This window comes from Flavobacterium glucosi (genome assembly GCF_048286535.1).
GTDB lineage: Bacteria > Bacteroidota > Bacteroidia > Flavobacteriales > Flavobacteriaceae > Flavobacterium.
Genome location: NZ_JBLVPK010000011.1, coordinates 44,848 through 58,878, shown reverse-complemented (window position 1 = coordinate 58,878; position 14,031 = coordinate 44,848). Strand labels below are relative to the sequence as shown.

15 protein-coding genes are annotated in these 14,031 nt (G+C 33.4%); 10 read left to right on the top strand and 5 right to left on the bottom strand.

Annotation, left to right across the window (positions count from 1 at the left end; translation table 11 throughout):
* Nucleotides 1-122: 122 nt before the first annotated feature.
* Both ACNQGD_RS14810 and ACNQGD_RS14805 read right to left on the bottom strand, forming a co-directional pair.
* On the bottom strand, nt 123-704 hold the full coding sequence (locus ACNQGD_RS14810; RefSeq protein WP_417997431.1) for a DNA polymerase ligase N-terminal domain-containing protein: 582 nt from the start codon (nt 702-704) through the stop codon (nt 123-125).
* Between the two features lie 32 nt (nt 705-736).
* Nucleotides 737-1,105, bottom strand: coding sequence for a hypothetical protein (locus ACNQGD_RS14805; RefSeq protein WP_417999820.1), 369 nt, complete (start codon nt 1,103-1,105; stop codon nt 737-739).
* Nucleotides 1,106-1,274: 169 nt separating this feature from the next.
* Between ACNQGD_RS14805 and ACNQGD_RS14800 the strand changes: the two genes are divergently transcribed.
* From ACNQGD_RS14800 to arsB, 6 genes are all read left to right on the top strand, one after another.
* A complete protein-coding gene (locus ACNQGD_RS14800; RefSeq protein ID WP_417999819.1) occupies nt 1,275-1,535 on the top strand; it encodes a heavy-metal-associated domain-containing protein in 261 nt (86 codons plus the stop codon).
* 97 nt (nt 1,536-1,632) lie between these two features.
* Nucleotides 1,633-2,016: a hypothetical protein gene (locus ACNQGD_RS14795; RefSeq protein ID WP_417999818.1), complete on the top strand. Its 384-nt coding sequence runs from the start codon at nt 1,633-1,635 to the stop codon at nt 2,014-2,016.
* 250 nt (nt 2,017-2,266) lie between these two features.
* A complete protein-coding gene (locus tag ACNQGD_RS14790) occupies nt 2,267-2,599 on the top strand; it encodes an ArsR/SmtB family transcription factor (RefSeq protein WP_417999817.1) in 333 nt (110 codons plus the stop codon).
* A 19-nt stretch (nt 2,600-2,618) separates the two neighbouring features.
* On the top strand, nt 2,619-3,089 hold the full coding sequence (locus ACNQGD_RS14785; RefSeq protein WP_417999816.1) for a DUF6428 family protein: 471 nt from the start codon (nt 2,619-2,621) through the stop codon (nt 3,087-3,089).
* 20 nt (nt 3,090-3,109) lie between these two features.
* Complete coding sequence (locus tag ACNQGD_RS14780; RefSeq protein WP_417999815.1) at nt 3,110-3,742, top strand: arsenate-mycothiol transferase ArsC; 633 nt, start codon at nt 3,110-3,112, stop codon at nt 3,740-3,742.
* 2 nt (nt 3,743-3,744) lie between these two features.
* Nucleotides 3,745-4,839, top strand: coding sequence for an ACR3 family arsenite efflux transporter (arsB, locus tag ACNQGD_RS14775; protein ID WP_417999814.1), 1,095 nt, complete (start codon nt 3,745-3,747; stop codon nt 4,837-4,839).
* A 112-nt stretch (nt 4,840-4,951) separates the two neighbouring features.
* Here the strand turns inward: arsB and ACNQGD_RS14770 are convergent, their stop codons facing one another.
* From ACNQGD_RS14770 to rocD, 3 genes are all read right to left on the bottom strand, one after another.
* Complete coding sequence (locus ACNQGD_RS14770) at nt 4,952-6,247, bottom strand: TIGR00341 family protein (protein ID WP_417999813.1); 1,296 nt, start codon at nt 6,245-6,247, stop codon at nt 4,952-4,954.
* Between the two features lie 461 nt (nt 6,248-6,708).
* Nucleotides 6,709-7,671 carry an arginase gene (locus ACNQGD_RS14765; protein WP_417999812.1) on the bottom strand — a complete coding sequence of 321 codons (963 nt, stop codon included), beginning with the start codon at nt 7,669-7,671 and terminating at the stop codon, nt 6,709-6,711.
* A gap of 12 nt (nt 7,672-7,683) precedes the next feature.
* Nucleotides 7,684-8,967: an ornithine--oxo-acid transaminase gene (rocD, locus tag ACNQGD_RS14760; protein ID WP_417999811.1), complete on the bottom strand. Its 1,284-nt coding sequence runs from the start codon at nt 8,965-8,967 to the stop codon at nt 7,684-7,686.
* A 392-nt stretch (nt 8,968-9,359) separates the two neighbouring features.
* Here rocD and ACNQGD_RS14755 point away from each other — a divergent pair, with 392 nt between their 5' ends.
* The 4 genes from ACNQGD_RS14755 (at nt 9,360) to ACNQGD_RS14740 (ending at nt 14,029) form a co-directional block, all read left to right on the top strand.
* The gene (locus ACNQGD_RS14755; protein ID WP_417997440.1) at nt 9,360-9,812 is read left to right on the top strand and encodes an Lrp/AsnC family transcriptional regulator; all 453 of its coding nucleotides are present in this window, start codon (nt 9,360-9,362) and stop codon (nt 9,810-9,812) included.
* 91 nt (nt 9,813-9,903) lie between these two features.
* Nucleotides 9,904-12,030: a penicillin acylase family protein gene (locus ACNQGD_RS14750; protein ID WP_417999810.1), complete on the top strand. Its 2,127-nt coding sequence runs from the start codon at nt 9,904-9,906 to the stop codon at nt 12,028-12,030.
* Between the two features lie 114 nt (nt 12,031-12,144).
* Nucleotides 12,145-12,915: a dienelactone hydrolase family protein gene (locus ACNQGD_RS14745; RefSeq protein WP_417999809.1), complete on the top strand. Its 771-nt coding sequence runs from the start codon at nt 12,145-12,147 to the stop codon at nt 12,913-12,915.
* Between the two features lie 100 nt (nt 12,916-13,015).
* On the top strand, nt 13,016-14,029 hold the full coding sequence (locus ACNQGD_RS14740) for a DUF3667 domain-containing protein (RefSeq protein WP_417999808.1): 1,014 nt from the start codon (nt 13,016-13,018) through the stop codon (nt 14,027-14,029).
* The last annotated feature ends 2 nt before the right edge of the window (nt 14,030-14,031 follow it).

Genomic DNA, 14,031 nt, shown 5'->3' with positions numbered 1-14,031 from the left:
CCAGCCTTTTTTTGGCGCGACGAGGACTTGTAGCGAATAGCCCGACGCCACATATAAAGAGAGTCAACTAATCCCTAGATTAATTGACTCTCTTTTTATGTGGCGAAACGCTCTAATGATAATTATTTTTTTAGGGTTTCCATACTTTCTAATGTCATATTAGAAAGTATGGATTTGTCATGCATCAAAACATCTTGATCATTTGCATACTGATCTTTTGACTTTATCAAAAGCCACGTGTTTTCCTTTTTGGTTTTTAGTTTTACTAATACAAATTCACCTTTTAATTTTTTCCCGTTCATAATAAAACTAAGACGCCCTTTTTGCAAATCAGATTGTAATTTATTTTCAACTTTATCTAATCCATCTTCATCGACTAAAGTATACGTTCCGTTATCCCAAACGATAACATTTCCTGCGCCGTAATTTCCTTCTGGAATAGTGCCTTCAAAATCTTTATAACTATAAGGATGGTCTTCTACCATAATGGCCAATCTTTTGTCGGCCGGATTCATGGATGGCCCTTTGGGTATTGCCCAACTTTTTAACACACCATCAACCTCCAAACGAAAATCATAATGCAAATGAGAAGCCGCATGTTTTTGTACAACGAAAATCAATTGAGGCGACGATTGCTTCATTTTTCCTTTGGGTTCTATAGTGGTATTAAAATTACGTTTTTGATTGTATTTACTCAAAGACATGATTGATTAGATTAACATTTACGACAAATCCACTACCTAAATTTATCTCCTGAATTCTCCTCTAAATTACTATGATTGTCACCACCTATACTATAATGGTTATTTTCTTCATCTTCATTTCCTGAGTTTTCCATTTCATCATCTAATTCTGAGCCCGGAATGTCTAAATCACCGCCAGAAACATCCTCTTCAAAATTTTTCTCATTCAATTTTCGGATATTATTTATTTCAACCGGCGACTTTTTTTTAGAAACATCTTCTGGATCTATTTCCATTTCTTTATGGAATTGGTTATAAATATCTTCACTTGGAGGATATAAAAGAGAATCTGGGACTAAACTTTTATCTTTCTTACCCGGTTTTCTTTTGTCAAAGTTCAATTTATCGTTTCTATTATTCATCTTACACTTATTTAATTGATATTCAATATACTAAGGTAAACATTTTTAAACAAAACCAACCTAAATCTTATAAATTATTCGATATAAATGACTAATTTTAAACTACTTAACTAACAATTAAACTATTCTATATTCTATCACTTACCTACTAATTTTAAAAACTAAAAACATGAACATACTAGACGATACTGTAATCCCTGGGAAACATGGTAAAATATTTGGAACAAATGCTTTAACAGCTATTGATTTAATGGAAATTAAAACTAAAGTATTAGAATTAGACGGAATAAGAGAAGTGCTGTTGAATACTGAAATTTTTCCAAGAGAGTTCACTATTCATACTTCAAAAATAGTATCTATCAGCGCTATTGAAAACAAAGTAAAATCAGTAGGATTTCACGCTATTCCAAAAGGTTTATTTGAGCTTTGATATCTTGTAATAAACTATGGTTATTATATTGCAATTTCTACTAAAATAAAAAGCCAACCAAGTTTAATTAATCTAAAATTAATAAAATAGACAGAAAATGGAAACTAAAAAAACAATTTATCAGCTGCACGAAGAACACAAAACGTGGTTAAACAAACTTTTATTTTATAAAGACGAACTTAAAATTATGGCTGATCGTATTACGGAGGTCGCAGAAAAGAATACTTCTACCGAATCACGCTCTTTAGTAGATCATTTTCAAAATCAACTGATTATTCAAAAGGAACAGATAGATATTCTAAATCACGATATTAAAAGTCACGAATCATATCTTGAGTCTGTCGCACAAAAAAATCCGAATACAATTGACAATGCAGAATTTTCAGACCATAAAAAACATCGAGAAAGCATCACTGTTTTTGAAAAATTATTTAAAGATTTAAGGGAAGAATTGATTGATTTTTTATCTAAATGGATGTAAGTAGAATCATTTGCAAAAATTAAAAACCTTTTTTTTTGAAAAAAACCTTGGATTCTACTGTCCATAGAATTCTATTGCCTAATAATTTTAGTTGTGAATCATTTTATCAGCAAGCATCAACTTTAAAATACCTGGGAACTATTGCCTGCAGTTACCCAAATTGCCAGTTGATCAATTTAAACAAAAATACTCTTCTAATATTTGGTTTTTATTTATCTGTATCGTAATATTGCAATATAAATATATAACGATGGGAATTACTAAAACCGAACATTTTACAGACGAGCAAAACGAATTAGCAACTTTGGCTAAAGCTATAGGTCATCCTGCCCGAATTGCCATAATAGAACACCTCATCAAAGTAAACAGCTGTATGTGTGGCGATATAGTAAACGAACTACCTCTTGCCCAACCTACCGTTTCGCAACACTTAAAGGAACTAAAAAACGCCGGACTCATAAAAGGCAATTTTGAAGGAAATGCGATATGTTATTGTCTTAACGAAGAAGGTTTTAATAAAATAAAAGTCTTTTTTGAGCAGATCAATACCTATTTAGAAAACAAGAAAAATCAATGTTGTTAATTTTTAAACTGCATAAATCATGAAATTATCAGAAATTAAAAAAGAGTTGAGCACGATAGAAAACGTTGCTTTTGTATTACCAAACGGCACTTATGTTCCAGAACATTTTCATGTTACTGAAGTAGGTTTAATTACCAAAAATTTCATTGACTGCGGAGGAAAAGTTCGAAATGAAACCGTTGTTAACTTACAATTATGGGATGCCAATGATTTTGAACACCGCTTAAAACCACAAAAACTTTTAAACATTATCGCCCTTTCAGAAAAAGTATTAGGAATCGAAGATTACGTAATTGAAGTAGAATATCAAGCAGAAACAATTGGTAAATACGACTTGGGTTTCAATGGAACATCATTTACTCTTTTGAACAAACAAACAGCTTGTTTGGCACAAGACCAATGTGGAATTCCTGCCGAAAAACAAAAAATAAACTTATCTGAAATTTCAAACCAAACTAATAGCTGTACACCTGGTGGTGGCTGTTGCTAATGTTTAATATTTTACCGTAAATGACAACTCCTAAAACAATCACATTTCCAGCAATCGAAGAAATAATTAATCATTTTGATTTTGAAAGTATTTCAAAGGAACGTAAAATAGTTTTGCAACCGCTTATTGACTATATCCAAAATAAAGTTAATAGTTTACAGGAAGTTAGACTGAACTTGATTTGTACACACAATTCCAGAAGAAGCCATTTGGCACAAGTTTGGGCACAAACCGCAGCCGCACATTTCAATATTAAAAATGTATTTTGCTATTCTGGTGGTACCGAGGCAACCGCTTTGTTTCCTATGGCAGCAAAAACATTGGAACAATCTGGTTTTAAAATCAAAACCATAGCAGCAGGAACTAACCCAATTTATGCCATAAAATATGGAGAAAATGAACATCCAATTATTGGTTTTTCCAAAACGTATGATGATGATTTTAATCCAAAAAGTGAATTTGCAGCAATTATGACGTGTTCGCAAGCAGATGGAGGTTGCCCTTTTATCCCTGGTGCCGAGAAGCGCATTCCAATTACTTTTGAAGATCCAAAAGCATTTGACAATACACCACAACAAGCCGAAAAATATCTGGAACGCAGTTTGCAAATTGCAACCGAAATGTGTTTTATATTCTCCCAAATAAAATTATAAATATGTCAGCAACTACTTGCGCCCCTGCGGCAGAAAGAAAAAAATTAGGTTTCCTCGATCGGTTTTTAACGCTTTGGATATTCCTGGCAATGGCAATTGGCGTTGCTGTTGGCAATCTCGTCCCTTCCAGTGGGAGTTTCATCAATTCTTTTTCCAGCGGAACCACAAATATTCCGCTCGCCATTGGATTAATCTTAATGATGTATCCACCATTAGCAAAAGTAAATTATAGTAAAATGGGTGAAGTGTTCCAAAACACCAAAGTATTAGGTGCCTCCCTGTTGCTCAATTGGGTGGTAGGACCAATCTTAATGTTTTCGTTAGCTTTACTTTTCCTGAACGGTTATCCGGAATACATGATTGGAGTAATTTTGATTGGGCTGGCACGATGCATCGCAATGGTAGTGGTTTGGAACGATCTGGCTGATGGCAACAGAGAATATGCCGCAGGATTAATCGCTTTAAATAGTATTTTTCAAGTCTTACTTTACAGTGTATACGCGTATTTATTCATAACCATCTTGCCTCCATATTTTGGCTATACCGGTTTTAATGTAACTATTGGTATTGGTCAAATTGCAGAAAGTGTAGGGATTTATTTAGGGATTCCTTTTGCATTGGGAATAATAAGCCGTTATGGCCTTATAAAACTCAAAGGAGAAGCTTGGTTTCAAAACAAGTATGTTCCTTTTATTTCTCCAATTACTTTAGTGGCCTTATTATTTACCATCGTTTTAATGTTTAGCCTGAAGGGAGCATTAATTGTGCAAATCCCATTAGATGTAGTTCGTATAGCAATCCCTTTGGTCATTTATTTCACCCTGATGTTTGTGGTCAGTTTTTTCCTCGGGAAGTATTTTGGTGCTGATTATTCTAAATCTACTGCAATTGCTTTTACGGCAACCGGAAACAATTTTGAATTGGCTATTGCAGTTGCAATCGGCGTTTTCGGAATCAACAGCGGACAAGCATTTGCAGGAGTAATTGGGCCATTGGTGGAAGTCCCGGCATTAATTGCATTGGTGAATGTCGCTTTTTGGTTTAGAAAAAAATATTATACAAATCCAAAATTAGTCCCGAAAACTGAAACGCTGTAGATTAAAAGCCCTAAATTATAAAAAAACAAAAGTCTTACAAAATCACCACTGACTCAAATTATAAAAACAGTTGAATCAGTGGTGATTTATTTTAATTACAATAAAAAAAACATTATTGCCTTTTATAAATTTCTACAACATCAGTCTTGAATTTATTCTTTAACCATGCTGTCAGCTTTTGTTTTTCGGCAGCATTTACATCTTTTTTACTTTCATAAAGCACTACCGTTATCACTTTTTTGGTTGTCTGATTTTCATCAAATACATGATTTGCAATGGCTATATTTTCAATATCAGGAAACAGTATTCTAGTTTCATTCAAAATAGCAGTATTATCAAATTTCAAAGAAGTTATTTGACTTTGCAGCTTGGCAATAATCAAATCTTTCTCACTCATCGTTTTATTGTTAAAAGTAATTTCATTCAAAATATCCTGCTTTAAGTCGGTCGTATCTTGAATAATATTTAATACGGTATTGTTTAATTCATACGTTTTCAATTTTGCGTTAAGTTCTTTTATTTCACGCTTATCAAGTCTCTTTCTTAAAAAAGCAATATCTATTTTTTTGGGGTTTGAAGTAAACTGCGTTTTTTTATACAGAACTGTAAATCCTTTATCTACAAACTCTACTTTTAAAAATTGTTCTACTTTTTGTTTGTATTTTTTTTCTTGGAAAAGCTGATACGCAAAAAAGATACTCGGCACAATCAAAGCCAGTGTCAAAAATGAAATCATATACTTCACTCTCTTTTCGTTCTTTAAATTAGTTTGTTTAACAATTGGATATTTTAAATATTTGACAATAATAAACGTTGCAATACAAATAAAAACGCAATTAATAGTGTACAAATACATGGCGCCAAAAAAGAATTTAAAATTCCCCAAAGCTAAGCCATAACCCGCTGTGCACAGAGGAGGCATTAAAGCCGTAGCAATGGCAACTCCTGGAATAGGATTTCCTTTTTCTACTCTTGTGATGGCTATAACTCCAACAAGTCCGCCAAAAAAAGCGATAAAAATATCGTAAATATTAGGTGCTGTTCTTGCTAAAAGTTCTGACTGTGTGTCTTTAAAAGGACTTAAAAAAAAATAAAACGTAGAAACTGTCAAACTCACTACCGTGGCGATAAGCAAATTTTTAAGTGATCTTTTGAGTAGATTAAAATCATAAATTCCCAAACCAAAACCTGCTCCTACAATTGGCCCCATCAAAGGTGAAATAAGCATGGCTCCAATGATAACAGCCGTTGAATTAACATTCAAACCAACAGAAGCAACTACAATTGCACAGGCTAAAATCCATAGGTTTGAGCCTCGAAAAGAGATGTTGGACGTTACATTATCTAAGACTTTCTTTTTGTTTTCTTCTCCGCTGTGTAAGTCGATGAAATTTACCACTTTATTCATTTTTTCTCTATTTAAATAGTATTATGACATCTAATTGTAATTAATATCCTTACTGATCAAGATAGCAAGATAGCCAATTCTAGTTTAATTTAGAACTTACTGGATACTGTAATTCAAATTTTTAATATAAATCCCAGAATTCCATTAACTAATAATGCACTATAAATAAGTACCCTAAAGAGCTTCTTTTAGATACCAATAATGGGTTTCGAAATGAATCCATGAATTTGATAGAATACTCCAGACTCCACGCTGATAGAAGATTAAATTCACTAAAGTGTGTTTTTTATACCGGATACAAAATCCTGGACACAAAAGTTAATCCAATTATAAACTCTTTTTAGAAAACCATCCGGTTGTGTGCGATGTAATTTTACGTTCTGATTTTTAATACAACCTATTAAATAAAAAGCCCGAAATCTAAAGTGATTTCGGGCTTTCCTATAAATTCTAAAAATAAACTATTCAATAGGAAGAGTAAGTGTTGTCGTTATCGTTTCTAAAACTTCAAACGCAGTTTCTGCCATTTTGTTCCCTTTAGTATCCAATAATGGATTTACCTCAACAAATTCGATACAAACCACCTTTTTCGTTAGGATAATTTGATTGATAATCGCTATAACTTCATACTGATCAAAACCTTTGGGAACCGGAGTACCTGTTCCATAAGAAATCATATCGCAATCCATGGAATCCACATCAAAAGAAATATACAAAACTTCACAATGCGTTAGTTTTGATAAGGCTTCAGCGACACACGTTTGTAATCCTCTATAACGTACTTCATCAACCTTATAATTTTTGATGTTCAACTCTTCAATTTGCTTATCTTCTTCTGCTTCGGTATCCCGAACACCAAAATAAATTAGATTTTCAGCCAAAACTTTAGCTCCTTTACAGCCAATATTTTTCATGTCTTCCCAATGTTGTTGGGTTTCCGGAGATACATCATTATTCTGGCAACTTAAATTATCATCCCCAAGTGCCGCCGACAAAGGCATTCCATGAATATTTCCTGATGGCGAAGTGTAAGGCGAATGCAAATCCGCATGGGCATCAATCCAAAATACTCCGATATTTTGCTGAGGATAAGCCGCTTTTATACCACTTAAAGTTCCTAATGCCGAAGAATGATCTCCTGATAAAACAATTGGAAAATAATTTCCTGCTAGATTTTTCTTTACCGCATTACAAACCCTGGTGCATTGCTCCACAACATGCTCAATTCTTTTGGCAGAAGAACTTCGATTTTTATCATATATGGATTCGTTATGCGTTTTTACATCTTCAAACTCAAATTGATTAAAATAATCACTATTTTTATTAATTGCAGCAATTTCGATAGCGTCAATCCCTAAATCAGATCCTCGAGTACCGGCACCTATATCAGACCTATTCTTTATTAATTTTATCGCTTTTCCCATTAATACTTAAAATTATCTGAAATCGTTTAAAGCTCTTTCTATAATACCCAAACACTCTTGAATTTGAGATTCTGTAATTACTAATGGCGGAGCCAAACGAATTTTATTACCATGTGTTGGTTTTGCCAATAATCCGTATTCGCTGAATTTCATACAAATATTCCAAGCCAAGTCTGATTCTTCATCACAATTAATAACAATAGCATTCAATAATCCTTTTCCTCTAACCAATGTAATTAATGAATTTCTGGAAGCAATCTCGTTAAGTCCCGTTCTTAAAACTTCGCCTAAGTGAGCAGCATTTTGTGCTAAATTTTCTTCTTTTACAACCTCAAGCGCAGCAATAGCGACAGCAGCAGCAATTGGATTTCCTCCAAAAGTTGAGCCGTGTTGTCCTGGTTTGATCACATTCATAATGTGATCATTGGCTAAAACTGCCGATACCGGGTACACACCACCAGAAATCGCTTTCCCTAAAATAAGGATATCTGGTTTCACTTCTGGTTTGTTTTCACATCCCTTTTTACAGTCGCAATTTCCACAAGTTGCTAATAATCGTCCTGTACGAGCAATTCCTGTTTGCACTTCATCTGCAATGAATAAAACATTATGTGCTGCGCAAAGTGCTTTGGCTTTAGCCAAATATCCTTCGGCAGGAACATAAACTCCAGCTTCACCTTGTATAGGTTCCACTAAAAAACCTGCAATATTTTTGGTTGATTTTAATACGTTTTCCAATGCTTCAACATCGTCGTATGGAATTTTTATAAATCCTTCTGTAAATGGTCCAAAGTTTTTACGGGCACTCTCATCATTTGAAAATGAAATGATTGTTGTTGTTCTTCCATGGAAATTGTTTTCACAAACGATGATTTGTGCTTGATTTTCAGGAATTCCTTTTACCTCATACGCCCATTTTCTACATAATTTCAAAGCGGTTTCCACTGCTTCAGCACCAGTATTCATTGGCAGTACTTTATCAAAATTAAAATACTTGGTCACATATTCTTCATAAGGTCCTAATTGATTATTATGAAAAGCACGTGAAGTCAAGGCTAATGTTTGCGCTTGTTTTACCATCGCACCCACAATTTTTGGATGACAATGTCCTTGATTTACGGCGGAATACGCCGATAAAAAATCATAATATTTTTTTCCGTCCACATCCCAGACATAAACACCTTCGCCTCTTTCTAAAACTACAGGTAAAGGATGGTAATTGTGCGCTCCGTATTGATTCTCTTTAGCGATCAACGCTTCAGATTTTGAAGAAAGGTTTTGTTCTGTGTGTGTCATGATATTTCTATTTTGATATTACAAAGTACAAAACTACAGTTTTTTTTTAATTTATCAATAAAAATAAATGTTTTGACTTTTTTAAAAGTATTATTTTAAATAAATTACTTAATTTAGACAAAATAAAGTCATTTATAAATATAAACTATAACTATGCATTAAACAGACTAAAAATTTTATCTTATTTTAAAATAAGTTTTTATACTTAATGAACTTTAATTTCTTAATGGTTCAAGAGAAAATCACTTTATTTTTTTATTGACCAATAAAATTTCCGATTGGTATTAATAATGGATAGTCAAAATATAAAATTCAAATTATGCAACTATCCCATATCAATAAAAACAAGTACTTTTATACCAATACAAAAGCATCATTTATAAGTAAACCACATGGAAATATTAGACGAATTTGATATCAACATTATCAAAGAATTAGAGAAAGACGGAAGAATGGCGTATTCTGCCATTGCGGCCAATCTAAAAATATCAAACACCATGGTGCATCAGCGCATCAATAGATTAACAGAACAAGGAATACTTGCCGGAATAAAACCAGTCATCAATGAAAAGAAAATTGGGTATGATTGGGGATCATTTACTGGAATAACCTTGAATAAGGATCAAGATTCTAACCGGATCATTGAGGCACTGAAAAACATTCCGGAAATAACCGAATGCTATTATATTACCGGATCTTTCACTCTTTATATAAAAATCATTGCTAAAGATCATGAACACATGCGCAAAGTTCTTTATGACAAAATAGACACCATCCCGGGTATTGCCAAAACTGATTCTATAATGGAACTGGGTTGCGCATTCAAACGAAACGTAAGTCTCTAATGTAAATTCAATATCCATGAAATATTTTAAGAATCATTTACCACTTATAATTTTAGCTTTTTGTTTTAGTTTCTCTATGTTTTCACAAAAGATGTCAAGTCAAGAAACAGCAAAATTAAAAAAACTATCGCAACAAGTCACCATCATCAGAGACAATTGGGGAATTGCACATGTATATGGCAAAACCGATGCGGATGCCGTTTTTGGAATGTTGTATGCGCAATGCGAAGACGATTTCAAACGGGTAGAAATGAATTACATTGAAAAACTAGGAAGACTTTCGGAAATTAAAGGACAATCCGTTTTATATAATGATTTAGAAATTAAACTTTTGATTGATACCGAAGAAGCAAAAGCCGATTATAAAAAAGCAGCACCTTGGTTGAAAAAATTATTAAACAGTTATGCAGACGGAATCAACTTTTACCTGCACAATCACCCCGAAGTAAAACCCGCTTTATTGACTCATTTTGAACCTTGGTTTCCATTACTTTGGACTGACGGAAGCATTGGAGCCATAAGTACCGCAAATCTTACGACTGGAGAATTAAAAGCTTTTTATTCCGGAAACACCGATAAAGTCGCATACATAGAACGAGAAAAAGATGTGCAAACTGGTTCTAATGGTTTTGCAATTGCTCCTTCAAAAACGGCATCTGGAAATTCTATTTTATACATTAATCCGCATACCACTTTTTACTTCAGACCCGAAATACAAATGAGTAGCGAAGAAGGATTGAATGCCTATGGAGCAGTGACTTGGGGACAATTTTTTATTTACCAAGGATTTAACGAAAATTGCGGTTGGATGCACACCTCGTCAAATGTAGATGTTGCGGATATGTATGCCGAGAAAATCGTAACCAAAAACAACAAATTATTTTACGAATACGACAACAAATTAGTGCCGGTTATCAAAAAAAAAATAACCATCAAGTACCTGGAAAACGGAAAACTCATTCCTAAAACATTCAACACGTATTACACCAATCACGGTCCAATCTTGGCCAAAAGAGACGAAAAATGGATTAGCTTAAAATCGAATAATCGTTCGATGAAAAGTCTGGAACAAAGTTGGATACGAACAAAATCGAAAAGTTTTGAGGAATACAAAAAAGCAATGGATTTGAAAGCCAATACCTCAAACAATACCGTTTATGCGGATAAAGAAGGAAATATTGCGTATTGGCATGGGAATTTTGTCCCTATTCGAGACAAAAAACTAAACTGGTCAAAAGTGATGGACGGCACAACGCCGGCAACACAATGGAAAGGATTACACGAAGTTTCAGAAATAGTTCATTCCTATAATCCAATAAACGGCTGGCTGCAAAACTGCAACTCTACGCCCTATACTGTGGCAGGTGACAATAGTCCAAAAGAAGAAAATTACTTGCCGTACATGGCGCCGGACGGAGAAAGTTTCAGAGGATTAAATGCCGTTCGATTATTGAGCAAAGGTAATAAATACACCTTAGACAAAGTAATTGCTGATGGTTATGATACAAAACTAACGGCTTTTGAATTGCTGATTCCATCGCTGATTTCCAGCTTCGAAAAAAACATCAGTACAAATAACCCGCTTTACGAAGAACTTTTAGAACCGATCACGCTATTAAAAAATTGGGATTATTATGCCAAAGAAAATTCTGTCGCTACAACCCTGGCTGTAGAATGGGCTTATAAATTGGACCCAATTATTCAAAAAGTATATACTAATGAAGGAGAACTGGACCAAGTAGAAAATACTATAAATTTTGCAAAAAACACCACACCACAACAATTACTTCCTCAACTACAAATGGTTATAAACGAATTGAAAATTAAATTTGGAACCTGGCAAATTCCTTGGGGAGAAATCAACCGTTTCCAGAGAACTTCGGGCGATATAAATCTGATTTATAATGATGCTTTGGAAAGTTTGCCTATTGGATTTGGACCAGCACTTTGGGGAAGTCTACCCGCTTTTAAAAGCAATTATCAAAAAGACACTAAAAAACGCTATGGAACTAACGGAAACAGTTTTGTGTGCGCAGTCGAATTTGGAACAAAAATAAAAGCTAAATCTTTATTGGCAGGAGGAAACAGCGGTGATCCAAAATCGAAGCATTTTTACGACCAAGCTGAAATGTATCAAAAAGGACAATTCAAAGACGTATTATTTTATAAAACAGATGTTCAAAAAAATGCCGAAAAGACCTATCATCCTGGTGAATAGTTTTTATAAACTTCATCATAAAAATTAAATATCCAGTTATAACAGAAAAAAAATCAAAGTCTTACTTTTAGGACAAATTAATTGAGATATTTGTATAACATAAATAAAACCAATATGAAAAATATTTTCTTAGCCTTTTTAGGATTTCTTTTGTTTTCCAATGGCGCAATTGCACAATTAAAAGCAGTAAAATACACGGATGGAAATCAAAAATTAAATGGCTTTTGTATTGCTCCAAAAAAAGGAAGCGCCACGAAACCAGGAATATTAATCCTTCCGGCTTGGAAAGGAATAGACACTCACGCAAAGCAATCCGCTGAGAAAATATCAAGTATGGGGTATTATGCATTTGTAGCTGATATTTATGGCGAAGGAAATTATCCTACAACCACACAAGAAGCTGGAAAACAAGCCGGTTTTTACAAAAATAATGTAGTTGATTATCAAAGACGCATTCAACTCGCTTTAGACCAATTAGTAAAATCTGGTGCAAATCCTGATAATATCGTTGTTATAGGCTATTGTTTTGGAGGAACTGGTGTTCTCGAAGCAGCAAGAGCAGGAATGAAAATTCAAGGCGCAGTTTCTTTTCACGGTGGTTTAGGTCGTGATGCTGCACGAGTAAATAATCCAATCACTGCCGAGATTTTAGTGCTTCATGGCGCTGATGACACTTATGTTCCAGCTGCAGAAGTAGCCGCTTTTCAACAAGAAATGAGAGATACTAAAGCCGACTGGGAAATGATTTATTATGCTAATTCAGTACATGCATTTTCAGATCCTGAAGCTGGAAACGATAATTCAAAAGGTGCTGCTTACAACGAAAAAGCGGCTAAACGTTCTTGGGAGCGCATGAATGCTTTCTTAAAAGAAGTTTTGAAATAATTTTTTAAATATATTTTTAAAAACAGTATAAGTTCGGTTTTTTTGTTAGTTTTATAGATTAAAATTCAACAAAAAGTCTAGAATTTATACTGTTTTTTTTATGTCTAAAAGTAAAATCCGAAACGACAAAACATGTCTTAATTGCCGGTATGTGGTAGAAAATAGATTCTGTCCTAATTGCGGACAAGAAAATACGGATACCAGAAAGACGTTTCACCACCTTTTTATCCATTTTTTTGAGGATTTAACACATTATGAAAACGCTTTTTGGAGAACCATAAAAAATCTTTTATTCAAGCCCTCCGCACTAACTAAAGAATACCTTTCCGGAAAACGATTGTCTTATTTGGCTCCTGTTAGATTGTATATTTTTATAAGTTTTATTACGTTTCTATTAATTGCCATTTTCCCTAGTGAAATCAATTCTTCAGAAAAAATTGTTGAAAAGGAAGCTACCATTACCACCAAAAACAAATCATTTCAAAATACTATATCCAAAAATGATTCGGTTAAAAAAATCCAAACTAATTCGAAAGGGGAAAATCAATTATTTAATTTTGGATACGATTCCGTGGAACAATTAGACTCTATTCAAAAGCAGGCACCTGAGTCTAAAAAATTATCCGATTTTAATTATTGGATGAATAAAAAAATCCAAATCATTAAACAAAACAACACACAAAGCGAAATTATTGAAAAATTCATAAGCTCCTTTAACCATAATTTACCCAAAGTTCTATTTGTATTTATGCCGATTTTTGCTTTTTTTCTGTGGCTTTTCCACAATAAGAAACGCTGGTATTATTTTGATCATGGTATTTTCACCTTACATTACTTTTCCTTTTTGTTATTAATTTTTTTGTTATTGTTTTTAATTAATAAAGGGTTGACACCATTTTCAGAATCGAGTCTCGTCTCTTTCATACAAATAGTAATTAATTTTATTGGTATTGGATGGATGTTTTATTATTTCTATCCGGCACACCATCGTTTTTATGGGGAAACTCGGTTTATCTCCTTTTTAAAAAGCAGTTTGCTGTTTTTCATCAACTTCGTACTAATCATTATCATATTATCCATTTTTGCCATTTATACATTTATCAATTTACATTAAAA